The sequence below is a fragment of the Geodermatophilus sp. URMC 63 genome, assembly GCF_053502565.1.
The window spans coordinates 4,094,106-4,118,679 of record NZ_CP199956.1; the positions used below are offsets into that span (position 1 = coordinate 4,094,106).

19 protein-coding genes are annotated in these 24,574 nt (G+C 71.0%); 8 read left to right on the top strand and 11 right to left on the bottom strand.

The window, feature by feature from the left end; genetic code table 11:
• Positions 1-306: 306 nt before the first annotated feature.
• Positions 307-1,755, top strand: a complete 1,449-nt coding sequence (locus tag ACWIZO_RS19965; RefSeq protein ID WP_448639383.1) for an MFS transporter — start codon at positions 307-309, stop codon at positions 1,753-1,755.
• Between the two features lie 22 nt (positions 1,756-1,777).
• The gene (locus tag ACWIZO_RS19970; RefSeq protein ID WP_448639384.1) at positions 1,778-1,933 is read left to right on the top strand and encodes a hypothetical protein; all 156 of its coding nucleotides are present in this window, start codon (positions 1,778-1,780) and stop codon (positions 1,931-1,933) included.
• Between the two features lie 154 nt (positions 1,934-2,087).
• Here ACWIZO_RS19970 and ACWIZO_RS19975 read toward each other — a convergent pair whose 3' ends face one another.
• From ACWIZO_RS19975 to ACWIZO_RS19985, 3 genes are all read right to left on the bottom strand, one after another.
• A complete protein-coding gene (locus tag ACWIZO_RS19975; RefSeq protein ID WP_448639385.1) occupies positions 2,088-2,468 on the bottom strand; it encodes a hypothetical protein in 381 nt (126 codons plus the stop codon).
• 200 nt (positions 2,469-2,668) lie between these two features.
• Positions 2,669-3,925, bottom strand: a complete 1,257-nt coding sequence (locus tag ACWIZO_RS19980; RefSeq protein ID WP_448639386.1) for a class I SAM-dependent methyltransferase — start codon at positions 3,923-3,925, stop codon at positions 2,669-2,671.
• Positions 3,926-3,939: 14 nt separating this feature from the next.
• Positions 3,940-5,307 (bottom strand): FAD-binding protein, encoded by a 1,368-nt coding sequence (locus ACWIZO_RS19985; protein WP_448639387.1) that lies wholly within the window; start codon positions 5,305-5,307, stop codon positions 3,940-3,942.
• Between the two features lie 730 nt (positions 5,308-6,037).
• Here ACWIZO_RS19985 and ACWIZO_RS19990 point away from each other — a divergent pair.
• Positions 6,038-7,072 carry a ketopantoate reductase family protein gene (locus ACWIZO_RS19990; RefSeq protein ID WP_448639388.1) on the top strand — a complete coding sequence of 345 codons (1,035 nt, stop codon included), beginning with the start codon at positions 6,038-6,040 and terminating at the stop codon, positions 7,070-7,072.
• Positions 7,073-7,907: 835 nt separating this feature from the next.
• Here the strand turns inward: ACWIZO_RS19990 and ACWIZO_RS19995 are convergent.
• Both ACWIZO_RS19995 and ACWIZO_RS20000 read right to left on the bottom strand, forming a co-directional pair.
• A complete protein-coding gene (locus tag ACWIZO_RS19995; protein WP_448639389.1) occupies positions 7,908-8,798 on the bottom strand; it encodes a transposase in 891 nt (296 codons plus the stop codon).
• A gap of 64 nt (positions 8,799-8,862) precedes the next feature.
• Positions 8,863-9,015: a hypothetical protein gene (locus tag ACWIZO_RS20000; RefSeq protein WP_448643013.1), complete on the bottom strand. Its 153-nt coding sequence runs from the start codon at positions 9,013-9,015 to the stop codon at positions 8,863-8,865.
• Between the two features lie 491 nt (positions 9,016-9,506).
• Here ACWIZO_RS20000 and ACWIZO_RS20005 point away from each other — a divergent pair, with 491 nt between their 5' ends.
• Positions 9,507-10,658 carry a hypothetical protein gene (locus tag ACWIZO_RS20005; protein WP_448639390.1) on the top strand — a complete coding sequence of 384 codons (1,152 nt, stop codon included), beginning with the start codon at positions 9,507-9,509 and terminating at the stop codon, positions 10,656-10,658.
• 16 nt (positions 10,659-10,674) lie between these two features.
• Here ACWIZO_RS20005 and ACWIZO_RS20010 read toward each other — a convergent pair whose 3' ends face one another.
• A complete protein-coding gene (locus tag ACWIZO_RS20010) occupies positions 10,675-13,089 on the bottom strand; it encodes a TOTE conflict system archaeo-eukaryotic primase domain-containing protein (RefSeq protein WP_448639391.1) in 2,415 nt (804 codons plus the stop codon).
• A 443-nt stretch (positions 13,090-13,532) separates the two neighbouring features.
• Here ACWIZO_RS20010 and ACWIZO_RS20015 point away from each other — a divergent pair, with 443 nt between their 5' ends.
• The gene (locus ACWIZO_RS20015; RefSeq protein WP_448639392.1) at positions 13,533-13,799 is read left to right on the top strand and encodes a hypothetical protein; all 267 of its coding nucleotides are present in this window, start codon (positions 13,533-13,535) and stop codon (positions 13,797-13,799) included.
• Positions 13,800-14,117: 318 nt separating this feature from the next.
• Here ACWIZO_RS20015 and ACWIZO_RS20020 read toward each other — a convergent pair whose 3' ends face one another.
• The 3 genes from ACWIZO_RS20020 to ACWIZO_RS20030 form a co-directional block, all read right to left on the bottom strand.
• Entirely contained in the window at positions 14,118-15,077 is a 960-nt protein-coding gene (locus tag ACWIZO_RS20020; RefSeq protein WP_448639393.1) for a DUF5996 family protein, read from the bottom strand.
• Positions 15,078-15,149: 72 nt separating this feature from the next.
• Entirely contained in the window at positions 15,150-15,896 is a 747-nt protein-coding gene (locus tag ACWIZO_RS20025; RefSeq protein WP_448639394.1) for an alpha/beta fold hydrolase, read from the bottom strand.
• Between the two features lie 102 nt (positions 15,897-15,998).
• A complete protein-coding gene (locus tag ACWIZO_RS20030) occupies positions 15,999-16,703 on the bottom strand; it encodes a hypothetical protein (protein ID WP_448639395.1) in 705 nt (234 codons plus the stop codon).
• 744 nt (positions 16,704-17,447) lie between these two features.
• Here ACWIZO_RS20030 and ACWIZO_RS20035 point away from each other — a divergent pair.
• The 3 genes from ACWIZO_RS20035 to ACWIZO_RS20045 all read left to right on the top strand — a co-directional run bounded on the left by ACWIZO_RS20035 (position 17,448) and on the right by ACWIZO_RS20045 (position 21,355).
• On the top strand, positions 17,448-17,750 hold the full coding sequence (locus ACWIZO_RS20035) for a hypothetical protein (protein WP_448639396.1): 303 nt from the start codon (positions 17,448-17,450) through the stop codon (positions 17,748-17,750).
• Complete coding sequence (locus ACWIZO_RS20040) at positions 17,692-18,399, top strand: alpha/beta hydrolase (RefSeq protein ID WP_448642977.1); 708 nt, start codon at positions 17,692-17,694, stop codon at positions 18,397-18,399. Before ACWIZO_RS20035 ends, ACWIZO_RS20040 begins: the two co-directional genes overlap by 59 nt.
• Before the next feature lie 214 nt (positions 18,400-18,613).
• The gene (locus ACWIZO_RS20045; RefSeq protein ID WP_448639397.1) at positions 18,614-21,355 is read left to right on the top strand and encodes an AAA family ATPase; all 2,742 of its coding nucleotides are present in this window, start codon (positions 18,614-18,616) and stop codon (positions 21,353-21,355) included.
• Here ACWIZO_RS20045 and ACWIZO_RS20050 read toward each other — a convergent pair.
• Positions 21,318-23,267: a helix-turn-helix domain-containing protein gene (locus ACWIZO_RS20050; protein WP_448639398.1), complete on the bottom strand. Its 1,950-nt coding sequence runs from the start codon at positions 23,265-23,267 to the stop codon at positions 21,318-21,320. The genes ACWIZO_RS20045 and ACWIZO_RS20050 overlap by 38 nt on opposite strands.
• Positions 23,264-23,944 (bottom strand): sigma-70 family RNA polymerase sigma factor, encoded by a 681-nt coding sequence (locus ACWIZO_RS20055; RefSeq protein WP_448639399.1) that lies wholly within the window; start codon positions 23,942-23,944, stop codon positions 23,264-23,266. The genes ACWIZO_RS20050 and ACWIZO_RS20055 overlap by 4 nt, the downstream gene beginning before the upstream one ends.
• Between the last annotated feature and the right edge of the window lie 630 nt (positions 23,945-24,574).

The following is a 24,574-nucleotide window of genomic DNA, read 5'->3' on the forward strand; positions in this document are numbered from 1 at the left end:
TCGTCGCGCCGTCGTGCACGAGCACCCGGGGCGCCTCGACGACCTCGAGGTGCTGGGTGGTCCCGTCCAGCCGGCTGAGGAAGGCGACGCTCGTGCCGAGGGCGGAGCGGGCCGTGTCGAGGAGATCTGCGATCGGCTGTTCAACGGCCCAACGGCCTCGACGCACGGGGCGCCCTCTTCCGGAGGTGGTCCTCCATCAGCATGGGGCCGCGATGGGCTGGGCGGAGCTCACCCGGATGGGCCATCCCGGTGCGGTCCTGCCAAAGTGCTCGGTTGGCGGCGCCAACCAGTGGGTGAGGGGGACGCATGCACGAGCAGTCGGGTCGCAGGTCACCTCGCGCGACCTTCGCGGTCCTGGCGGCGGGGCTGTGCACCTACTCGCTGCTCCAGTCGATGGTGATCCCGGTGCTGCCGGCGATCCAGGCCGACCTGGGCACCTCCCAGGCCGACGTCACCTGGGTGCTGACGGCGAACCTGCTGGCGGCGGCGGTGGCAACGCCGATCTTCGGCCGGCTCGGCGACATGTTCGGCAAGCGCCGGATGTTGGTGACGGTGCTCCTGGCGCTCTGCGTCGGGTGCCTGCTCTCGGCGCTCGCCGGCGGAATGCCGCTGATGGTCGTGGGCCGCGTGCTCCAGGGCATCGGCGGCGGTGTGATCCCACTGAGTTACAGCATCCTGCGCGACGAGTCCCCGGACTCGGGCGTCGCCGCCGCGATCAGCGTGCTGTCCTCGCTCGTCGTCGCCGCGTCGGGTCTCGGGCTGGTGATCGCCGGCCCGATCGTGTCGGCGCTCGGGCTCGACTGGCTCTTCTTTCTGCCCCTGGGCATCGGCGTGGTCGCCGCGGCGGTTGCCCAGTGGGTGATCCCCGAGTCCCGCGTGCGCACGTCGGGGCGGGTCAACGTGCCGGCTGCGCTGTTGCTGTCGGCAGGGCTGGTCGGCGTCCTCCTCGGGGTCAACCGTGCCACGGCGTGGGGCTGGGGCTCCGCGCGCGTGCTCGGCCTCCTGGGGGTCGGCGCCCTGCTCCTGGCCGGCTGGATCGCGGTGGAGACGCGCTCGGTGCAACCGCTGATCGACATGCGGATGATGCGGCTGCGCGCCGTGTGGACGGCGAACCTGGTCGCCTTCTGCGTGGGGCTGACGCTCTTCGCCTCCTTCGCCTTCATCCCGCAGTTCATGCAGACGCCCACGTCGGCCGGCTACGGGTTCGGGTCGACGATCAGCGAGGTCGGGCTCGCGCTGCTCCCGCAGACCGCTGCGGGGTTCGTCGCCGGGCTGCTCGCCGGGCGACTGAGCCGGCGGCTCGGCTCGCGCCTCATCATCACCGTCACCACGCTGCTGACTGCCACGGGCTACCTGGGGATCACCGTGGCGCACGACGAGCACTGGCAGCTGGCCATCTCCTTCCTGCTGATGGGGTTCGGCACCGGGGCGACGCAGGCGGCACTGATCGACGTCGTCGTCACGTCCGTCCCGCGTGACCAGACCGGTGCTGCCAGCGGCATGAATACCAACCTCCGCACCATCGGCGGCACGATCGGCTCGGCGGGCATGGCGACCGTGGTCACCTCCACCGCACCGGGCGGTGGTCTCCCGACCGAGAACGGCTACACCACCGGCTTCCTGCTGCTCACCGTCGTCATGTTCGCCGGGACGCTGGCTGCCTGGGCCATGCCCGCGTCCCGCCGCGCGAACCGCCGGGCCGCCGCGGCTGCCGCCGCTGCGTCGCCGCTGGCCCCGCTTCCGACCGACTCGTAGGAGCTCCTGCACGTGACCGTCGATGCCGTTCCCCGCGCACCAGTCACCCGGTGACCGGCTCACCGCCAACGTCCTGTCGGCCGCGGTCTGCACGCCGATACTCGGCCGGCTCGGCGACATGGTGGGCAAGAGACGTGTCTTCGCCGCCGCCTGGGCGCCCTCGCCGTCGGGAGCCTGATCGCCGGCCTGGCCGACTCGCTGGCGCTCGTGGTCGTGGCCCGCGTGGCCCGCGTGGTCCAGGGCGCCGGCGGCGGGCTCGTGCCGCTGGCGCGATCGCGCCGAAGCCGAGGGTCAACTTTCCTCCCCCGATGCCTACGATCGTGACATCCGAATCAACGGCAGCAACGCTCCGCGCGAGGGCCATCGCCGGGTGCCACGACGGTGGACGATCGTCCGGAGGGCTCCTCGGGGGTCAGCGTCGCCGTGTGCCGGCCGGCGGTGAGCGCGACGTCCTCGAGCTCGGCACGCAGGTAGCCGCCGCCGTCGGCCCGCACCACGGCGACCTGGTCGCCGAGCTGCAGCCCGACGCGCGCACAGGGGAGCTCGAGGGTCAGGAACGGCAGCAGGTTCGCCCGGACGACGGCCCACCGCCCGCGCACTGTTCCGTCGGTCGCGCGCGGCGTCGAGGTCCGCAGGCGCGGCGGTGCACCGACCAGGGCCTGCCCGCCCAGGCGGACCCGGCCGTCCGCACCGAAGCCGGGGAAGGGGTGCACGCGGACCGGCTCGCCCCGGGGCCACGGGCGTCACGATGAGGCATGCCGCGCCGGATGTCCTCCACCCTCGTGGCCGTGGAGCAGCGGCTCGCCGCCACCCTGGTCCGGCTCGGCGCGCCCCGACACCGGCGTCGGCCGGGGTCCGAGGCAGGCGACCGTGGTGTGCTCGTCCTCCGCCTGAGCCCGAGGGCCGGTGCGCCTCAGACGCCCCAGTCCGGGCGCAGGGGCGCGCCGCTGTCGCCGTCGGTCGTCCTCGTGGCGAGGACCTGGTGCAGCTGGATCTCGTTGCGCTCGAAGCCCAGCCGCGATCCGGCCAGGTACAACGCCCAGACACGTGCCGTCCCGAGCCCGACCTCCTCGACGGCCTGCTCCCAGTGCGCGTCCAGGTTGCGCGACCAGGCCGCGCAGGTACGGGCGTAGTGCTCGCGCAGGTTCTCCTCGTGGCGCACCTCGAGGCCGGCCCGCTGCAGGGCGCCGACGATGCGGCCGACGCCGGGCAGCTCGCCGTCGGGGAAGACGTACCGGGCGATGAAGCCGCGCCGCCGGACGGGCGGGCTGTCGTCGTCGGGGCGGGTGATGCAGTGGTTGAGCAGCCGTCCCTGCGGACGGAGGAGCGAGGACAGGCGGGCGGCGTACGCGTCGAGCTGCGCGAGGCCGATGTGCTCGGTGAGGCCGATCGAGCTGATCGCGTCGAACGTCCCCGTGACGTCGCGGTAGTCCTGGTGGCGCAGATCGACCTGCTCGGTGAGCCCGGCCTCGGCGACGGCCTTCTGGCCCCACTCAGCCTGCTGGCGCGACAGCGTCACCCCGACCACCTCGACGCCGTGGTGCTGTGCGGCGTGCAGGGCCATGCCGCCCCAGCCGCAGCCGACGTCGAGCAGCCGCATCCCGGGCCCGAGTCCGAGCTTGCGGCAGACGAGGTCGAACTTCTCCTGCTGCGCCTGCTCCAGGCTCGCGCCGTCGGTCGGGTAGACGGCGCACGTGTAGGCCATCGAGGGTCCGAGGACCCAGGAGTAGAAGGTGTTGCTCACGTCGTAGTGGTGGGACACGGCGAGGGCGTCGCGCCGGCGCGTGTGGGCGCGCAGTCCGGCGAGGTAGCGGCGGGCGCCGACCTCCTGCGGCGGCGGTTCGACCAGGTGCAGGGCCTCGCGGCCGAGGGTGCGCAGGACGGCGCGGCGCTGGGCCCACGACAGGTCGGCCATGTGCCTGCCGGTGGACAGGACCTGCAGTGCCCGGTGGTGGTGCGGCGCGTCGAGGTCGAGCATTCCGGAGACGTAGCCGCGGGCGAGCCCGAGCTCGCCGGGCGCGACGATCATGTGCGTGAGCGCCCGCGGGTCACGGACGTGCAGCGTCACCTCGGCGTCCGGCGGTCCCGCCACCGACCCGTCGTAGGCCGTTACCGCCACCTGCTCGGGCAGCACCGCCCGCAGCGTCTGCGCGACCCCCAGGGCTCCCACGTCGTCTCCTCGTTCTAGCGGTTGCGCACGGTCTTGTCGTACAGGTCGAGCAGTCTGCGGTGCGGGTCGTACGCGGCCTTGAGGCGTGCATAGGCCTCGCCGCCGTACAGCCGCCAGAACACGTCCTCGTCGTAGTACGCGGTGCTGTACAGCGACTTGTGGCCGCCGAGCTCCTCCACGAGGCGCTCCACCAGGCGGTTGTGCGTGCCGTCCGGCTCGTCGGCGTCGAGGGGGACGCTGGACCAGAAGCCGACGTTCACGTACAGCCGGTCCGGCTCCAGGGGATACAGCGGCCACGTCCGGTCGGCCGAACGCTGCTGGAGCGGGCAGAACCACACCGGGGCGATGGGGATCTCGCGCGCGAAGACGTCCATGAAGTCGGCCAGCCGCTCCACCGGGACCTCGACGTCCTGCACGACGTCCTCGCGCGGCGGGTGCCCGCGGCGCAGGTCCCAGCGGGTCTTCCAGCGGTGCCGCTTCTCGAAGGCGACGAGCTTCCAGTAGACGTCGCTGCGCAGCCACCGCTTGGGCCAGAAGCGGCGCACGGTGGGGTTCTGTGCGCCGAAAGCACGTGAGCACCAGAACCAGTCGGTGTCCCAGCGCCACAGGTAGTCGGCGACGGTCAACCAGTCCTCGTCGCGCGACTGCACGGAGCGGTAGTAGACGTGCTGCCCGGTGTAGTCGGAGACGTACGGGGCCGACGCCGCCCACCTCGCGAGCGTCACGCGGACCTCGTCCGGCGAGAACCACGTGGCATCGACGAAGTCCGCCTCGCGTCCGCGGCACGCGGCGGCCACGACGTCGGCCGCCTCGGCGACGGAGCCGCACGCGACGTGCTGCAGGTGGACGTACGGCTGCACCGGCTCGAGCTCGATGAGCAGGCGCAGGGCGTAGCCGAGGGTGCCGTAGGAGTTGGGGAAGCCCGCGAACAGCTCGGCGTGCTCGCCGTCCGGCGTCACGGTGAGCACCTCGCCGGCGCCCGTGAGCACGTCCATCTCCAGCACCGACTCGTGCGGCGTCCCGTTGCGGAAGCTGCTGCTCTCGATGCCGAGACCCGTGACCGCCCCGCCCAGCGTGATGGTCTTCAGCTGCGGGACGACCAGCGGCATGAGCCCGTGGGGCAGGGTGGCCGCGACGAGGTCCTCGTAGGTGGTCATGCCCAGCACGTCGGCGGTCCGCCGTTCCGGGTCGAGGTGCAGCACGCCGGAGAAGGCAGAGACGTCGAGCCGCGGCGCCGACGACGCCTCGCGGGTCCGGAACAGGTTGCTGGTGCGCTTGCCCAGACGCACAGGAGCGCCGGACGGCAGGGCCGCGAGCTGGGCGCGCAGGCCGGCGACCGCGAGGTCGAAGGCCCGTCGGTCCAGGCCGGCTGCTCCACCCACGGGCCTGAACGTACCGAGTCTGATGTCTGGCCCGAGCAGGCGCCTGGTGGGGCGACGTCGCGTCCGGACCTGGGGTCGCCGACGTCCCGGCGCAGCCGCAGCCGCCTCACCGTGCGGCTCGCGACTGCGGCGACGCGCTCACGTGCCGGTCGTGCACGGCTTCCGGGCGCTCGCAGTCGTCGACGTGCGGTGCGGGCGCGTCCGCGGACCGGACGAGGACGCGTGAGCGCCGCCGGCAGCACGTCCACCCCTGCATGGGCGCCAGGCGGCCGAGCGCCACGCCGCCTCGCTGCGGGGCTGCCCGACGGCCGCGAGGTGCCGAAGTGGTGTCGCGAGGCCTCGTCGACCTCGGAGATGTGGCCGCCGCGGGACTCCGGCCTGCAGAGATCCCGGGGCGGTGCGGTGTCCGAGGGGCGACACGCCAGGTACGCATGGATCGAGCCCCTGCGGCGCAGCCGGGCCGCCGTCACCGCCGTGCTCGCGACGGAGAGCGGGAACCCCGCCGAGGCGACGGCGCAACAGGATGCAGATGGTGCCTCGTCGTGCTGGAGCTCCACGGAGCAGCTGCGGGAATCCTGTGGTCGAGGGGAGACTCCCGGTCTCAACGCCGGGGAACCGGCCGAGCTCAACGCGATCTACGCCCGCGTGGTGGCGCAGCTGCAGCGCCTGACCCGAAACTGAACGAGCACCCGGCGCTTCCACCGCGGCACTGGAGAGGGAACGCTCCTCCATGACCACTTCTGCATCCCCGTCCGTCCTGATCGTGGGGGCCGGCTCGGCTGGCCTCATGACCGGCTCCCAGCTCCAGCACACCGGGGCTTCGGTCACGTTCCTGGTGCGCCCGCACCGCGAGGAGGCGTTGTCGCGTCCACAGCAGCTGTACAGCTACGACGACCGGAGCCTGACGGAGTACTCCGGCTACGACCTGCTGACCGGCCCGGCCTCCCTCGGCGACGCTCCGTTCGACTTCGTCGTCGTCACCCTGGACGGCGCATCGCTGCACGCAGAGGCCGGCCAGGAGCTCGTCGAGGCGCTCGGGCGGGCGTTTTGCGGCACCACGACGGGGTTCATCCTCTGCAGCATCGGCCTGCAAGTGCGTGAGCGGTTCCTGCAGCGCTCGGGACTCGCGAGCAGCCAGGTGAGCCATGGAAGCACCGCTACCCTCGTCCACGAGGCGAGGGGCCTGTCGTTCGCGCCGGACTCAGCGGTGGACCAGGACCTGCTGGACCGGGCGGACCACGCGTACACGTACCTGGGGTCGACGGGTTTCTTCCTGGACCGCTCCGCGCCCCAGGTCGCCGAGCATTTCACGGCCCTCTTCGACCGCAACGGCATCTCGACCTGCACCGCCTTGCCGGCCGAGGTGGGAGCGTCCTGGGGCTCCGTTCAAGCGGTCCTCATGGCCTGGGACCTGCTCGGGTGGCCGGCGGCCGCCCAGATCGACCGGACCGATGAGACATGGCGGCTCGGAGCTGACGCCATGGCCGAGATCCACCGCCTGCCGATCTTCGGACCGGCCGGCGTCGCGGCCAGTGAGCAGATCACGCCCCAGGCGGTGCACGAGCAGATGGTGCAGATGGAACAGGCGGCGCTGCCCATGGACCTTGCGGCCTTCAACGCCTACCACCACGGCGGCAAGGTGAACCTGCAGGACCGCCAGTTCCTGCAGGCGGCGCTGCGTAGCGGAGAGGACGACGGAGTGCAGATGCCGGCCCTGCGCACGCTCGTGTCGCGCTTGGCGGACTCCGACACCACGGCCCGGTAGCGCGACCCAAGGACGGCGGCAGCCAGGGTGACGGGGTTCGGCCGGTCGAAGAAGCACACGTTCGGGCGCTGCACGGACAGCGGCAGCACCTCCGCCGCTGTCTCGCGGAAGACGCGCACCCGTTCTCGTTCCACACTGATCCTGGCTGTGCGGCAACCGCCCGGGCCCGACGGTGAGAAGACCGCATGAACCACCGTCGGCGCCCGGGAGTCGGCGTCGAAAGGCGAGGTGACTGCCTGCGCCGCCCTCTGTCAGACGTGGCGAGATCCCTCCGGTGAGCCGCTCTGCAGGCAGCAATGTGCTCATCGACGCGCGCGCAGGCGTACTCCTCCTCCAGGCCGGTGGTCGGACGGCTGCAGGACGGGTAGGCGGGAGAGTGGCCGGCCAGGCGAGAGCCTCCGGCTCCCCATCGCCGCGAACGTCGAGGCGGTGGTGGTCACGCGAGATCTTCCGGCTTCGAGCGCAGGGCTGCAGCCACCAGTGAATCGAGGACCGCACGGGCGTCGAGTACTCCACAGTTCGGTAGATCCTGCTGTTGCGGATCTACCTGGGAGAGGTCCTGCTCGACGACGGCTGTTCCCCGCCAGTCACGAGCCGCTGATGACGCAAGCGGAGTTCTATGCGGCGCACAAGGGCTTGATCCCTGGGCGGCGACGGCTCGGCTGAAGGCGCTTCCCGTCGAGTTCGCTGCGGGGGAGCGCGGTGGTCGCTGACCCCGAAGACCAGCGGCGCGAGCTGCTCCCGCGGTGCTACGAGGACGAGATCGGTCGGACCTGTATGCCGATGCGAGAACGGTCCTGAGGCGGCAGATCGCCGACGCAACGGCTGAGGCGCGTTATGTGGGTTGACCTATGCAACCGCGAGGTCGGCGAGGTGAACGCGTAACAGGGTGTGCGCGGCGATGGTGGCGGCGGTGCGGGTCAGCAGGCCCCAGAAGGTGTGGGCGCCGTGGCGGGCCAGCTCCATCCGGTCGGTGAGCTCGCCGAAGGTGACCTCGACGTGGTTGCGCCAGCAGGCGATCACCTGGCGCAGCGCGCTGGGCATGTTCGGGCGCTGGGCCTTGGTGGGCGGGGTGAGCACGGCGGTGCCACCGGCGGCGCAGGCGGGCGGTGCAGGCCCGCCCGGTGAAGCCCTTGTCGACCAGCAGGTCGCGCGGTGCTGGCCCGGCGGTGAGCAGCTCGGTGGCGACGTCGCGTTCGTTGACCGCGGCGGGCACGATGCTCCAGGCGCGCACCAGCCGCGATCCCAGATCGGTGCGGACGGCCAGCCGGAAGCCGTAGAACCACTCCCCGTGGGCGCCGTCGCGGCCGAAGCGGGCGACCAGCTCGCCGGGGCCGACCCAGCCATCGGGGCCGCGGACCCGGGAGGGGTGCTTGACCGGCAGCGCGCTGGTGTCGATCTGGGCGCAGTCATCGAGCAGGCAGCGGGCCACCAGCGCGGCGCGCAGCTGCTCGAAGGCGGCCCACAGCCAGCGGATGCGCCGGTTGGCCTGCGACTGGTGGGGCAGCCGGGGAAACAGGTGCGCGAAGTCGCGGGCCACCTCGGCGAGGAACCCGGCTTCGCTGCGCCGGCCCAGCAGATGGCGGACCAGGGCGATGGTGAGCAGTTCGGCGTCGCTGCAGGCCGGCGTCGGACCCGGCCGGGTCGGGATGGTGACCTTTCCGGCGGCGATGGCGTCATCGACGAGCACGTAGACGTGGACGAGGAGGTCCTCGGTGGGCAGCATGATGGGCGCCTCTGCGGGCGAGGGGTCTTCGACAACTGCCACGTTCCGCAGAGGCGCCCTCATGTCAAGTCATCAGTTGCCGCGCGCAACCCGCATAACGCGCCTGAGGCAGCGCCGCGTCGTTCAGCCGGGCCCCGGCCGGGTTCAGGGCCACCGCGTGGTGGGCGATCTTGCCGACGTCCAGGCCGCAGAAGACCGCGTAGCTGCTCTCACTCATCCATGCGCTCCCCGCATGTCCAGTTCTCGTCTTGGTCGGTCGAGCACTGGATGCCGGCAGCCACGTTACGAAGAGACCAGCCCGCAGGCGGTCATGTCCCTATCAGCGGTCCACCAGTGCCACCAGGCCCGGTGACAACACCCCCCGGATCATCAATGACAGGGGCAGTCAGTCATGCCGGGCCTGGTGACCAGGAACCCCCTCGCCGGGGGCGCGAGGAAGGTAACGGGGGCGGCGGTATCGCGGAGGTATCACCTGACCCCGCCGAAGCGGAAAACAGGTGAGCCCCATGCCACTGACCTGCAGCAACATGGGGCTCATTCTGTGTCCGAGGGGGGACACGCTACATACGCACACGGTTGCGGCCCTGATCGGCATGGGGCCGCACATGTCCCCCCGGCTCTCGGCCAGAGGCGCAGCAGGGGGTTGTCGACGGTGAGCCTGGAGCCGATGGTTGTCTCTCAGCCCGGTAGCGCAGAGGACTGCGGGTCATGAGCGAGTACCAGTACTACGAGTTCGCGGCTATCGACCAGCCACTGTCCGCCGACAAGCAGGCCGACCTGCGTGCCATCTCGACACGAGCCCTGATCACGCCGACCAGTTTCATGAACCACTACGAGTGGGGCGATCTGAAAGCCGATCCACGCCGCTTGGTCGAGCGCTACTTCGACGCGTTCCTCTACCTGGCCAACTGGGGAACGCATCGGCTGATGTTTCGGGTACCCGCCGAGGTGTTCGACTCCACCGCCGTCGTGGACCGGTATTTCGTCGGCGACAGCTCGACCGCATGGACCAACAGGGGGAGCGTCGTCATCGACCTGGTCACCGAGGACGACGACGGCGAATACGGCGAGGACTGGCTGGACGGCTCCGGGTTGCTGGCCTCGATCATCCCGGTCCGCGCAGAACTGCTGGCAGGAGACCTGCGGCTGCTCTACCTGGCCTGGCTGCTCGCCGTCCAGAATGACGAGGTCGACGAGGACGCGGTCGAGCCGGACGTTCCTCCGGGCCTCGGTGAGTTGACCGCAGCCCTCGGTGCGGTAGCCGAGTTCTTGCATATCGACCCGGATCTGGTCGCCGCCGCGGCGGAGCGCAGTACGCCGCTCACGACCGACGACACGCTCGCGAAGCTGCCTGGCCGGTTGGCGCAGCTACCGGTGGAGAGCAAGGACGCCTTTCTACTGCGGGTCGCCCGGGGTGACGGGGCGAGGGTGCGCGCCGAGCTGCTGGCCTGCGGCCGTCGATCGGTCGGATCGGTCGAGTCCGGCGACGGCGCCGGCCGGTCCGCGGGCGAGTTGCTTGCACACGCCCGGCGGCGTCGCGACGACAGGCAGCGTGCGGCCAGGGAGCATGCCCAGCGCCGGGCGGAGGAGCGCCGTCGCGCCGCTGAACGCGCCCGCGAGAACCACCTGAGCGAACTCGCGGAGCGGCAGGACCAGGCCTGGCGTGAGGTTGTCGACCTCGTCGAGCGACGCACGGCGGCTGACTACGACGCGGCGGCGGGTCTGCTCTGCGAACTGGCTGAGGTCTGCCGACGCGAGGGGACGAGCGAGCTGTTCGCCGACCGGGTCCGGCAGCTTCGCCGGGAGCAGCGCCGCAAGATCTCGTTCATCCAGCGGCTCGACCGGCTCGGCATGATCTGACCCGAGGTGGGGCCGACTACCGGACGAGCCTGCGCGGGTCCGGGAAGCCGAGGCTGGTGTAGCCCGGTGCGCGCTTGGTCAGCGATGAGGCGAGGACGCCGGTGGCTACGTCGTAGTAGTCGTGCACCTCGGCGGTGGTCTTGCCGGGGAACGGGCGAAGGATGCGGCCGGCGTACTGCACGAGCCGTCCTTTGAAGGCGACGGGTGCTGCGAGGAAGAGCGTGTCGAGCACGGGGCAGTCGAAGCCCTCGCCGATGTAAGGCCCTGTGGCGACGGCGAGCAGTGGCGGCCCGTCCGGCCGTGGGTCGAGACGGCTGAGGGCGGCGGCCCGGGACTTCGCGCCCATGCCACCGCGGAGTACGACGGGTTCGTGGCCGCGCTCGTCCAGCGCAGCCACGAGACGGTCCAGGTGTTCGGTCCACTGGGTGAGCACCAGGCAATGCCTGCCACGGGCGAGTGCGGCGACGACGTCATCGGCGATCTGGTCGGTGCGGACGCCGTCGGCGAGCAGGTCGCGGTAGATGGCGGAGATGCCGCCGGGCGCTGAGGGGTCCGCGTCGCCGGTGTATCGGTAGCTGGTCGGGTGGACGTCCAGGACCGGTTCGGGCGCCTGCGCGTCCGGTGACCGGCTGCCGAGAGTGCCGGCAGGCGCTGGGACGAAGGTGTGGCGGACGGGCCCCAACTGGAGCGTGATGAGGTCGTCGAGCTGGTCGCGCCGGTACGGCGTGGCGGTCAGCCCGAGCCAGCGGCGCGCCGGGATCTGCCGCACGGCGTGCTCGAAGGCGGCGGCGGGCACGTGGTGACACTCGTCGACCACCACCAGCCCGTAGTTGCTGGTCCAGCCGGCCACGTCGTCGTCCCTAGCGAGGGTCTGCAGGGTGGCGACGTCTATGACGCCGGTGGTCTTGCCGCGTCCGCCGCCGCGCTGCCCGGCCTTAACGCCGAGCAGTTCGCCGATGCGGGCCCGCCACTGGTCGGCGAGGGCTTTCCGATCGACGAGGACGAGTGTGGGGACCGCATGGTGAGCGATCAGCGCGCAGGCCATGACCGTCTTGCCGGCGCCGGGCGGGGCGACGAGCACGCCGGCTTCCTGGGCGGCGAGGGCTGCGAAGGCTTGTCGCTGGTCGGGATCGAGTTCTGCGGCGAACTCGAAGGTCTGCGTGTCGCCGGCGGTTCGTTCGTCGGTGAGTTCCAGGCGGCTGCCGGCCTGTTCCGCGAGAGAGGTGAGCCGATCCTGCAACCCGCGCGGCAGGAGCAGGTCACCCGTGATTGTCTCGTCGTAGTTGCGCAGGAAGCGAGGAGTGTCCCAGGTGGAGGCCCGGCGTCGCTGGCGCTCGTAGAAAACCGGGTTGGGCATCGAAGCGGCATGCTTGAGCGTGGCCAGCAGCGCGGGCGGTAGGTCGGCCGCTTCGACGGTGATCGTGGCGCCGAGCCGGGCGCGCACCACGGCGGGCGGCTGGACGGCGATCTTCGTGGAGGTGGGGGAGCGGAGCCGGTTCACCTCGCCGCCGACCGCGACCTGGCCGAGCCGCTGCGCGAGCCGGTTGACCTCCTTGGGCGTGAGCCGGCCGAGGCTGGACAGATACGCCCACTGATCCTCGTGCGGCTCCATCGTGGCCAGGTCGAGGAAGACGGTGGCTCCCCGCCGGCGAGCGCGGCCCTGCAGGGGCGCCGCGATGAGATTGCCGACGCCGCCGACCTGGACGACGTCCTGGGAGGGGAAGAGCCGGTCGTAGCTGACCAGGTCCATCCGCCCGCGTACAGCGATCGCCTCGCGCAGCAGGCCGGTGCCGACCTGGCGGGCGGTTGCCGCGGGGACGGGGGCGGTGAAGAACATCCAGACATGGGCGCCGAGGCCGGAGCGCGACACCTCCAGGGCCGCGGATGCACCGATCGTGCGCGCGGCCTTGAGGTAGGCGAGCGCATCCAGAACAGCGAAGGGACCGTCGAAGTCGGCGGCCAGCCAGTGGCAGCGGTCGCCGTCCAGCAGCGGATACAGCCCCAACTCCAGCTCGCCGGACAGGTGTGCGGTGACGACCTCATCGGTCAGCGGCAGGTATTCCCGCTCCGCAGCGGGCACGCCCTTGCGCCAGCCACCTCGTACCGCTGGGACCCAGCCCGCTCGTCCGGTTCGAGCGTTCTCCCACCGCAGCGCGTAGACGTCGGGTCGGGCGGCGAAGAGGCTGGCGAAGAAGGCGACCTTGGCAGTGGCCGGTGAGCCGGCATGCACCGGTCCGGGCAGGCCTTCGAAGACGCCGGTCTGTACCGGGCCGGGTGGGCGCGCCTGCTGCGGTGTCAACTCCAGCAGGCGCATCAGCCGGGCGTTCTCCGCCCTGAGCCGGGTCACCTCCTCGCGCAGCTCCGACAGCTCGTCGTCAAGACCGATCAACGGCAGCGTGCCCTGATCCACGGACCCGGACGGAATCGCCACGACTCCATACTGTCGCCAGAGCGTGAGCCACCGGCAGATCCTGGGGCTGCCGCATGCTTCCTATGGGGTCAATACCGGGTGGGGGCCGGCTCTCGCTGCTGCTAAAAACGTCATCCGTAAGCCGATGTCTTACACTGTCGCGGTAGGGCTTTACTGGGCAGACGAGGATGCTGCCTACATCTAGTCCCTCTCTGCTCGGTATGCGGGTGCGCTCGACATCGAGCCGGCTTGGACGGCGGAGGTGATCGCCGATGAACGGCTCATCGAGGTCTCGCCTTAACCGACGTCCCGAGTTGGTGCCACCGGCTTCATCGGATATTCGCCGTCCGCCGGGAAGGTCCTCGTCGTCATCGCCTACCGCGACCTCGACGGCGACCCCCACGGCATGAACGCCTGGCCGGCCAGCGGCCGCGATCTCGCGACGTACCTGAAGGAGGGTGACGATGGCGAAGGAGCTTGATCCTCACGAGGCCGGCGTCGCGCGGGAGGACGCCCGGCGCCTGGAAGCGAAAGCCAATACCGGCGAGCCGTACCCGGAGGGCACGGTCGTCAGCCGTTCCAACCAGGCGAGTCGGATGTTCAACGTCCGGCTCTCGGAGGAGCAGTTCGCCGCGATTCAAGATGTCGCCGAGCGACAGCACCTACCGATGTCCACCATGGCTCGCGCTTGGCTGCTTGACCGGCTTGAAGAGGAACGACGCGCGTCCTGAGGCGACTCCGCCAGCTGCAGAGACGTCGGTGTGCCTGAGCTGGTGTCCGAGGGGCGACACGTTTCATACGCACACGGCTCGCTGGCTCGTCATCGAAACCGGCTGTCGGCCAGTAAGCGGACTTCTCGTCATACATGGTCCAACTTGGCCGTGTGTCGATCACCCCGCTTGGGGACGCGCCCCCGAGACGAGAGGACATACCGTGCCGCTGTTACAGCCGGAAGGTGGCCGCTGCGAGTCCACGGAGCCGAGCCTCGGCGAGAGACAGGGAAACGTAGACATGGGCCTGGTCCGACGAAACAGGCGTTGAATCGCAGCTCACGCGCCCGGCGATACTCGTTGTCCATCCCAGCGGTGAGGGTCGGTCTCCAGCGTCGCTCGAGGCCAGCCGCCCAGTTCGGCGCCGGCCGCGTATGTCAAGCCGAGGAAGTCAGCCAACACGCGGTCGGGGTTCTCGGCGCCGGCCACAGCCTCGTAGGGCAATACGAATTCGCCGAGCTCCCGGCTGTAGAACGCCTCGGCCGGGCTGATCTCGGCGTCGGCGTAGCCGGATGGTTCCGGATAGGCGTAGGCGTAGAACGCTCCCTCCTCGCCGCCACCGGGCCAGAAGCCGCAGCTGGCCAGCTCGTGCGAGTAGCCCTCCTGCATGACCCAGGCTGGGCAGTTCGGCGCGCCTCCGGGATGCATCGGAGCCGGCCGGCCGGAGAACCGGGTGCAGGCCAGGTCCATCGCGCCCCAGAAATAGTGCACGGGGCTGACTTTGCCGACGAAGCCCGCTCGGAATTCGTCGAGCAGTCGATTGGCCTGCAGTAGCTGCCGCCAGAAGAGCTCGGCTGCGTGCGAGTCGTAAGAGGCGTGCCGGTCATCCTCGGCGAAGGGGATGGCGGGGTCCACCTCATTGGGGCGCGCGTGAATCCGGGTGTGGAGACCCAGCTCAGCGAGTGCGCCCATCGTCTCGGCGTAGAACTGTGCGACAGGCTTGCGGGCCAGCGTGATCGCTCGACCGCCGCCATCGCTGCTTCTGATGCGCAGCAGGTGGTCGACGAAGTCGAACTCGCAGTCGAACGCTCCGCTGGCGCACGGGATCGCCGCCGTGGTCAGGCCGCGAGGCGTGACGTACAGGGTGGCCTGCCACCAGTGGTTGATCATCGGCGCGTGGGCCATCCGCACTTTGCCGATGATCTGTGTCCACAGGTGCACCGTGTCGCGGGTCTCCGGCCAGTCGGACAGCCGCAGCCGGGGCCACTGTCCTGACCGACGTACCAGTGCTTCAGTCATACCGGATCCTCCCTCCTCCGTCGGCAGAAGGAGCAGTCTTGCATCGGGGGCCGAGGGGCGTTGGTGACAGCCTCACACCATCACGGGTGTGACGGCGTCGGCGGCCCGCAGGATGAGCTGCGTCCCCGCCTCGGGTTGGGACACCATCGAGGCATGTGAGGCGGTCGCCTCCTGGATCGTGGCGTTGGCCCGTTCGGCCATGAATCGCTGGAGTTCTGCGGGAATGGCCCTGTCCTCGGTGCAGAGCAGGTACCAGCTGGGGATCGTCTTCCAGGCGGGCGCGCCGGAGGGCTCGTTGAACGCGGCTCCGGTCCACGGTCGTTGGGTCGCCGCCATGGCGGACGCCGTGCGGTCGTCGACGTCGGCGCAGAAGGCGGCGTGGAACTGGTCGCGCTCCAGATAGAGGTCGGCGCCCTCGCTACCGTCCGTGCCGGTGAACGGCAAGGGGGTGATCGCCGCTCCGACGAGGCTGCCCTCGGTGTGCCGCTCGAAGACCTGCGCGATGCTCTCGCCCTCGTCGGGCATCCACCCGCTGAAGAACACGAGTGCCTTGACCTGCGGGTTCCCGGTGGCGGCGGCCGAGATGACGGCGCCGCCGTAGGAGTGGCCGACGAGCAGGACCGGCCCGCTCAAGGTCCGGACGAAGTCGGCCAGGTATCGCGCATCGTCGGCGAGTGCCCGGAGCGGGTTCGCGAAGCCGATGGCCCGGAAGCCTCGTTCCTCGAGAGCATGGATCTGCTCGGCGAAGCCTGAGGCGTCGGCCCACGCCCCGTGGACGAGGACGATCGTCGGCTTGGTCGTGTCGGTTCGTACGGACATGTCAGCTCCTTGCTCGGGGTGGGAAGTGCTTTCTGTTGCGACGGATGTGGGAGCGCGGCCTGCGCCGGTCGAGTGGCCGCTGGAGTCTCGGAAAGGCACCTGTTATGACACCGTCGGCAGCACCGGTCCGGCCAGGATCTGCGGCCGAGAAGTGGAAAGTGGTGCCGTTGCTCTACGTCGGTGCTCGGCCTCCGCACGGTCCCGGATCCCGCGCAGCATCCGGCGCATCATCGGGAAGTCCGCGACCTCCATCAACAGCACCATCAACGGCGTCAACGGCCGCTTCCACTCGTAGCGGGCGTGCATGCGGGTGACGACCCTCGTACGTTCGCCTGGGAGCGGAACCAGGCGCCAGGCCCACGTGCGACTCGCCATGCGCCACAGCAGCCATTCGGGCGCGGTGTAGCCGTCGACGAAGAAGGCAGTCCTGGCCGACGGGTGGGGTAGCCACGGCAGTTGTTGACCAACGTGGATGTCCTGCAGGTCGGGAATGATCTCCCTGGCGCTGGGGCGGGCGAAGTTGTCGAGAAGATCGTCGGCGTACCAACCGGCGCGCCCGACACCCACCTGTACCAGCCACGGCCAGACCTCGGCCGGCGTGGCGGCAACCGTGATCGCGCGCGTGCACCGGTACTGGATGCGGGGTAGCAGGTCGTCGCCGGGCATCGTGGCTGCGACCTCGTCCGGAGTGGCGCCCCAGGTGCGGTGCCAGTGCCGTAGCAGCGGAGTGACGACGAACAGCGGTGCATCACTGAGTACGTCGGAGAGCTGACGGAGTAGTCCCCGGCCGGTCGTCGCGGCCTCCATCCGTGGCGCGGGTGGCTGTCTGCGCCTTCTGCGCTTCACGGCTTTCCTCCTCTACGCGCCGGCCGGTGTTCGGCACCTGCCTTGGATCGTCAGCGGTTGACGCACGGTCGAGAACGAGGGAGCGAAGTTCTGCGTGGTTTCTTCGTGGTGGCGGGCCGGATCGACCCAAGTTGTGGGGCCGCCTCGAACTGCCGCGAGGAGGACCCGCCCATGGGCTCGGAACACCCGAGGGGAAGCAGGGGTCGGGCGCGAGAGGACGCCGTCCCTGCTGTCGTCACGCCCTTGGGAGGCGACGACCGCAGCGAGAGGGTGAGGGTGGCGCTCCCGTCAATGATGATCGGCCGCCCGGGGTGGGCAGCTTCTTCAGGCTGGCCCCTGAAGAGGGCCGCGTGCACCTGTTGGACAGCCACAGCGGACGACGGTTGCCGGTTCCCAGGCGGTGGCGCAGCAGAGTCGCTCAGCCGCAGGAGCTGAGAGCCAGGAGCGAGGAGCCGCTGTGGGCGGAAGGTGGCCACCTACCTACCGGCCGTCACCCGGACTTCGGATGCGCCATCCAGACCTTCCATCGCTCGCCCGCCGCGGTTCTCGAACCGCACAGTCGGCGGACTCGGGCGGGACCCCCACGCGGCACCCAGCCCGGCGCGCAGGAGCGAACCCCTGCGTGTCTTCTTCGTGGTCCTCCGTACGGGGTGCCCGGACGCTCGTCGAAGTCGTTGCCCCATCGCCCAGACGAGGAGTCGCAGCATGACCGAGCACGTCCTGGAACCGGAAGCCCAGACGTTCGCCGACGCGACCGCAACGCCGCCGTTCCTCTACGAGCTGGGACCCGAAGGCGCGCGCAAGGTCCTCGACGACGTGCAGGCCGCTCCCGTGGACCAGCCTGCCGTCGACGAGGCATGGAGAACCGTCTCCGCTGGCGTGGGGGACGTGCGGGTGCGCATCGTGCGGCCGGTCGGGGCGGCCGGGGAGCTTCCCGGTAGTGCTGTACATGCACGGTGGAGGCTGGGTTCTGGGCAACGCCCGCACCCACGACCGGCTCGTTCGTGAGCTCGCCGTCGGTGTCGGCGCCGCGGTGGTGTTCGTCGAGTACGACCGCTCGCCCGAGGCGCGATATCCGGTCGCGATCGAGCAGGGCTATGCGACCGCTCGGTGGATCACTGCCAACGGCGTCTCCGAGGGCTTGGACGCCGGCCGCATGGCCGTGGCCGGTGACTCGGTCGGCGGCAACATGACCGCAGCCCTCACCATTCTGGCGAAGCAGCGCGGCGACGTGACCTTCGTGCACCAGTCGATGTACTACCCGGTGACCGACGCCGCCCAGGACACGGCGAGCTACCTCGAGTTCGCCGACGGGCCGTTCCTGACAGCCAAGGGGATGGCCTGGTTCTGGGACTGTTACGCGCCCGACGAGCAGCGCCGGCAGGAGATCACCGCCTCACCGCTCCGTGCCTCGCGCGAGGACCTTGTCGGCCTCCCGCCCGCGTTCCTCGTCGTGGACGAGAACGACGTGCTCCGCGACGAGGGCGAGGCTTACGCCCGACGGCTGCTCGAGGCCGGCGTACCGATCACCACCGTCCGCTACAACGCGATCATCCACGACTTCATGATGCTCAACCCCCTCAGGCCGACGCAGGCCGCAACGGCCGCGGTGGAGCAGGCGATCCAGGTCCTCCGCAAGGCCCTCGGCAGCCCGTAGGGACGGGCGCGGGGGCACATCATGTTCGAGCGAAGCGAGGTTCTCCTCGAGCGTCGGTAGCTGAGGCGCTGCCGGGTCTCGATGACGGCGGCACCGCGCACTTCAGCGGCAGTCGGTTCGCCGCTCATGAAGCGCATCCCGGCCGAAGAGCTTCCTCTCGGTGACCGGGCCCGAGGTGGTTGTCGCGGAATCGGAGAAATGCCTACGATCGCCCATGCCCATCCCGGGCCGCCGATCCGGACACGTGCTTCGCGGCCGGGGACGTGAGTGCGCGGCCTTGGATCGTCTGATCGACGGCCTTCATGCCGGTCAGAGCTCTGTGCTGGTCGTCCGCGGGGAGCCAGGTGTTGGCAAGACTGCTCTGCTCAACCATCTCCTCGAGCAGGCGTCGGGCTGCCACGTCGCCCAGGTGGGCGGTGTCCAGTCCGAGATGGAGATCGCCTTCGCCGGGCTGCACCAGCTCTGCGCGCCGATGCTCAGCCGCCTCGACCACCTTCCCGGCCCTCAGCGCGAGGCGCTGGAGAGCGTGTTCGGCCTGCGAGAGCGAACGACTGCTCCCGATCGCTTTCTCGTGGGCCTGGCCGTTCTGTCGTTGTTGTCGGACATGGCAGCGGAGCGGCCACTGATCTGCCTGATCGATGACGCGCAGTGGCTGGACCGGGCGTCGGTCCAGGCCATGGCTTTCGCTGCCCGGCGCCTCATGGCAGATCCCGTGATGATGGTCTTCGCACTACGCGAACCATCTGACCGGCAGGAGCTCGACCACCTACCGGACATGCTCGTCGAGGGAATCGGAGAGGTCGACGCCCGTCGACTCTTGGCAACGGTGGTTCCAGGCCCCCTCGACGCCCGGGTGCGCAACCGGATCATCGCCGAGACGCGCGGGAACCCCCTGGCCCTGCTCGAGGTTCCGCGAGGGCGGACTCCGGCAGAGCTCGCGGGCGGGTTCGGCGTGACCGACGCGGGACCTCTCACCGGCCGGATCGAGCAGACCTTCGTCCGACGCCTCCAAGCCCTTCCGGCTCCGACGCAGCGGCTTCTCCTGACGGCGGCGGCCGAACCGCTGGGAGACGCGCGCATCCTGTGGCAAGCAGTCGGATCTCTGGACATCGACGCCGAGGCGGCGACGGCGGCGGTGGCCGACGGACTGGTCGAACTCGGGCCTCAGGTGCGGTTCCGCCATCCCCTGGTGCGGTCGGCGGTCTACGGTGCGGCTGCACCGCACGAGCGGCAAGCCGTGCACGCCGCGCTGGCCGACGCCACCGACCCGGAATTCGATCCCGACCGGTGGGTGTGGCACCGGGCGCAGGCGGCGGCCGCCCCGGACGAGGCGATCGCCGGAGAGCTGGAGCGCTCGGCCGGACGCGCGCAGCGCCGCGGTGGCCTGGCTGCCGCGGCGGCGTTCCTGGAGCGCGCGGCAGAGCTCACGCCGGATCCGCGGAGAAGGGTGGAGCGGGCACTCACAGCGGCTCAGGCGACGTTCGAGGCGGGAGCCCCGGCCAGGGCCTCGGAGCTGCTCGCCACGGCGGAGCTGGGTCCGCTTCTCGAGCTCGATCGCGCACGACTCGAGCGGCTCCAGGCGCGGCTGCTCTTCGCCCGGTCTCGAGGCAACGACGCCGTCATCCCCCTCATCGAAGCAGGAAGACGCCTGGCTCCCCTCGATGCCGACCTGGCGCGCGAGACGTATCTCGAAGCGTGCTCGGCCGTGCTCTTCTCCGGACGACTGGCACCTACCGGCCGGGCACAGGAGGTGGCCCGGGCGGCTCGTTCGGTGCCGCCGGGGGATCGGCCGATGGACCTGTGGTTGAGGGCGCTGGCGACATGGTTCACCGAGGGGGACGGCGCGAGCGTCCCCCTCATGCGGCAAGCCCTCGATGCGTTCCGCCACGAGGACATCGGTGACAGCGACAAACGCTGGCTGTGGATCGCCGCTCGCGGGGCGTCGGCGATCTGGGACGACGACGCATGGCACGAACTGGCCACGCGGCAGGTCCGCCTCGCCCGTGACACAGGCGCACTGACACTGCTCGCGGTCGCGGTCACCGGCCTGGCGGACGTCCAGGTGCACGAGGGCGATTTCGTCGGAGCGTCCGCGTCCCTGGACGAAGTCGACGTCATCACCGAGATGACCGGCACCGCCCGCATCACGCAGCCGGCACTGGTCCTCAGCGCCTGGCGCGGTCACGAGGAGCAGGCAACCGACCTGTTCCAGTCCGCTTTGCGTGCCGCGACCGCCAGGGGTGAGGGCAGGGCGATCACGATGGTCGACCTCGCGACCGCGGTGCTCCAGAACGGGCTCGGCCGCTACGACGCGGCGCTCGCCGCTGCCCGGGGAGCGTGCCGGCACGACGAGATCGCACTCGCGGGCTGGGGACTGGTGGAGCTGGTCGAGGCTGCTGTACGGAGCGGGGAGCGGGATGTCGCGGTGGACGCCCTCGGCCGGCTGGTGGACCGCACGAGCGTCGCCGGAACGCAGTGGGCCCTCGGCATCCAGGCCCGCTCCCGCGCGCTCGCCGCGGAGGGCACGCAGGCCGACGCGCTCTACCGGGAGGCGATCGACAGGCTGGGCCGTAGCCGGGCCGTGGCCCACCTGGCTCGCGCCCACCTCGTGTACGGGGAGTGGCTGCGCCGGGAGAACCGCCGGGTCGACGCGCGGCAACAGCTCGGCCGGGCCGACGAGATGTTCGGTCGCATGGGGGCCCGCGCCTTCGCGGAGCGCACGCGCCGTGAACTGCTGATCGCCGGGGCGGCCGTCCGCAAGCGCTCCGAGGACCCCCTGGAGAAGCTCACCGTGCAGGAGGCGCAGATCGCCCGGCTGGCCCGGGACGGACTCACCAACCCCGAGATCGGTGCTCAGCTGTACCTCAGCCGCCGCACGGTCGAGTGGCACCTGCGGAAGGTGTTCACCAAGCTCGGGATCAGCTCCCGGAGGCAGCTGCACGAGGCGTTGGCGTAGCGGCGGAGGTCGTACCTCGACCGCCGCGGGGGGCCTCACGAGTCGAGGTGGGGGACCAGCCGTCGGCGGGCTGCCCCGATGTGCGCCAGGCCGTCGAGCGACTCGACGGCAGCCACGGGGCAGCTTCGGCCGGGTCCGTTGACAAGGCCCTTCGATCGCGGAGGTCGACCTCTCGCACGGCGGCGTTCCGGTGATCGGACTCGTCGACCAGCCATGCGTGAGCGACGTCGGGGTGGCCGAAGGAGGACCCGCGATCGCTGTCGACGGACCGCCCCGTCCGGCGGTCCGGGCGAAGCGTCCGTGCCGCGCCGGCCGCGGTGCCGAGAAGCCAGTCGTCGACCGCCGCCTGGATCGCCGCGCGGGTGGCGGGCGACTCCTGCGCCAGCTCCCCCTCGGCGTACAACCGCAGCAGGGCGTGGAGGGTGTAGCGGTTCCCGGCCGCAGGATGGACCAGGCTGTGGTCGGTGAGCTCATCGAGGAGGCGTTCCGCCTGCCAGGCGTGCCGACCGATCAGCGCGCCGGCCAGCCCGGCGTCGAGACTGGAGCCGTCGACCAGCGCGAGTCGCCGGAAGAGGTCCCGCGCGTCGGAACTCAGCTCGTCGACGGACGTCCGAATCGCGGCTGCCATCCGCAGGTCACCGGCCGTCAAGGCGTCCAATCGGCGCTCCACCGATGCCAGGCGGGCTGTCAGGGCCGCAATCGTCCACCCCGGACGGCTGGCCAGGCGGTTCCCCGCGATGCGCAACGCCAGCGGGACGTCGTCGCAGAGTCGCGCCAACTCGTCGAGGTCCGCTCCGGCGGTCTGCTCGGCCGGGATCACAGCGGCGAGCAGGTCGACCGCGTCGTCGCGGCGCAATCGATCCAGCAGCAGCCTCTCCACGGCCTCGAGGCCGGCCAGCGACCGACGGCTGGTCACCAGGACGGCCGCCGGGCCCGCGACGGACAGCGCGGCCCGGACCTGGGACTCGTGCGCGGCGTCGTCCAGGACGAGCAGGAGGGGTGGATCGTCCGACAGCTGCCGCGGGGGTCGTCGGTCACCGGACGTGCGGCCGTGGCCGATGATCGCCTCGCCGATGCCGGCCATGACCGCGTCCGGAGTCCACGCCCCGAGGCTTCCCAGACTCAGGAACAGCTGGTCCGGATATGCGCTGCGCAGGTGGGCCGCGGCCCGAACCGCAAGGGCCGTCTTGCCGTAGCCCGCGGAGCCCGTGATCACGACCGTCGGGGCGCGGGGACCCGAGAAGGCGGTCATCGCGGTGGTGATCCGTGCCAGCTCCCGCTCCCGCCCCGTGAAGTCGTCGACGTCGCGAGGCAGCGGCAGGCGGATCCGACAGGAGGGCGCGGCCCGGCGTCGCCCTGCCCGGGCGGCCCGGACCATGGTGGCTCGGTCGTCGTCGGTCAGGCTGAGGGCCGTCGCGATCGCGAGGACCGTCCGATGCTGAGGGCCCCGAGCAGCCCCCCGCTCGATGTCGCTCAGCGCACGGTCGCTGATCCCCGAGGTCTCCGACAGCTGCTCCAGCGTCAGATCGGCCTCGAGGCGCAGCCGCCGGATCATCCGGCCGACCGGTTCGGGCTCCGCCGCCCCGGCCGTCATCGCGACGAGCTGGTCGAGCGCATGGGGCGCCGTTCCGGCAAACGGAGCGCGGTCCACCACCCGGGCGCGCGCACTGCGCTCGCCGGGGCACCAGGCACGGCCGCCGCCCCCGGCCGGCCGGTCGGCCGGCGAGGTCCGTTCCTCCGGCATGGTCACCGCGCGCTTATCCACGATGGTTCCCTCGTCCGCGAGGCTGGGATCCCTCGGCGTTCGACCGGGGCAATGCGGCTCTCGCGGCCCGGCCGTCGGGTCCGGATGCGCCGGATCCCGGCTCTCGCCGGGGTCCGCGGCGCGTGGCGGCTTCAGGCCGCGGCTCACCGGATGTCCTCCGCGAGCAGTGCCTCCAGGTCGGTGAACTCGCCGGCTCGTGCTGCCCGCACGAACGCACGCACGAGGCGGCGATGCGCGGCGAACTCGACCGGTCGGCTATCGCCGGTTCGGATGCGAGCGTCCGCCCGGCTGACCAACTTCCTGGCGTTCTGCGCGCTGAGCCGAAGGGCACGTGCGACCTCCGGGTAGGAGTAGTCGAAGCCACGGCGGAGGACGAACGCGCCGCGTTCCGCGGGGCTCAGCCTCTGGAGCAGAACGGAGATCGCCAGTTCCGCCGACTCGGTGAGCTCGGCGGCGGTATCCGTGACGGCGAGCGCATACCGCTCGCCCTCCAACTCGGGGCCGAGGGCCGTTTCGTGCCTTGTCCTGGCGGACTGGAGGACGTTGATGGCGAGGCGGCTCGCGGCAGTCGTCAGGAAGCCCGGGGGGTTGCTGACGACTCTGCGGTCGGTCCGCTGCCATCGCAGCCACGTCTCCTGGACGACGTCCTCGGCCTCACTCGCGCTGGCGAGGATCCCGCCAGCGATCCTGAGCAGCTGAGGTCGATGGACCATGAACGTCGCGGCCGCCTGCTGGAGGTCGGCGTCGGTCCGACGGGACCGCGGCTTCTCCATCTCGCAGCGGGCCCTGTGTACTGCGAAGTGGTCCGACAGAGTGGTGTCCATCGTTGGCTCTCCTCCGCTGCTGCCGGGCCGGGCGGGCTCAGACACGGTCGACCATGGCCTCGCACTGCGCCCCAGCGCGCCTGTGAGGACCCCCGTCAGCTGACTGGTCCGCGCTCGCCCGAGCCGCGCATGTGACGGGCCGAGGCACCAGGCGGCGCGTCCCGGGCGGGTCGGGTGCCGATCCCCGGTCGTCCGCCCACGCGTGCGTGCGCCGGCAGCTATAGGGGGACGCAAGTACCCGTACGCGCGGGCGGGCCCGTCGTCCATCGGCCTGCGCGGCGGCGGGCGGTGCCGACTGCAGCTGACCGGTCAGCCACCGGAAGGTGAGGGCGATGGCTCTCACCGTCACCCGGCCGAAGGTGACGAGCCTGACCGGTCCGTGTGCGCCGAGTGCGGTGGGCAGGGCGGGACCTCCGTCCCGGTGACGGAGCCGATGACGAGAGCCGATGCTGTCCCGTCGCTGAGCCGAAGCTCTGCTTGTCGCCGTCGACTTCTGGAGACGGCGAGCGTCCTCGTCCTGCTGCGACCGACCGCGGCGACCCCTCGCACCCACCCGCGACGCTCGTGCCGAGCCGGCGTGGTCTTCCGCAGCGCGCTTTCCTCGGACGTCGAGTTGTCGGGACGCTGTTC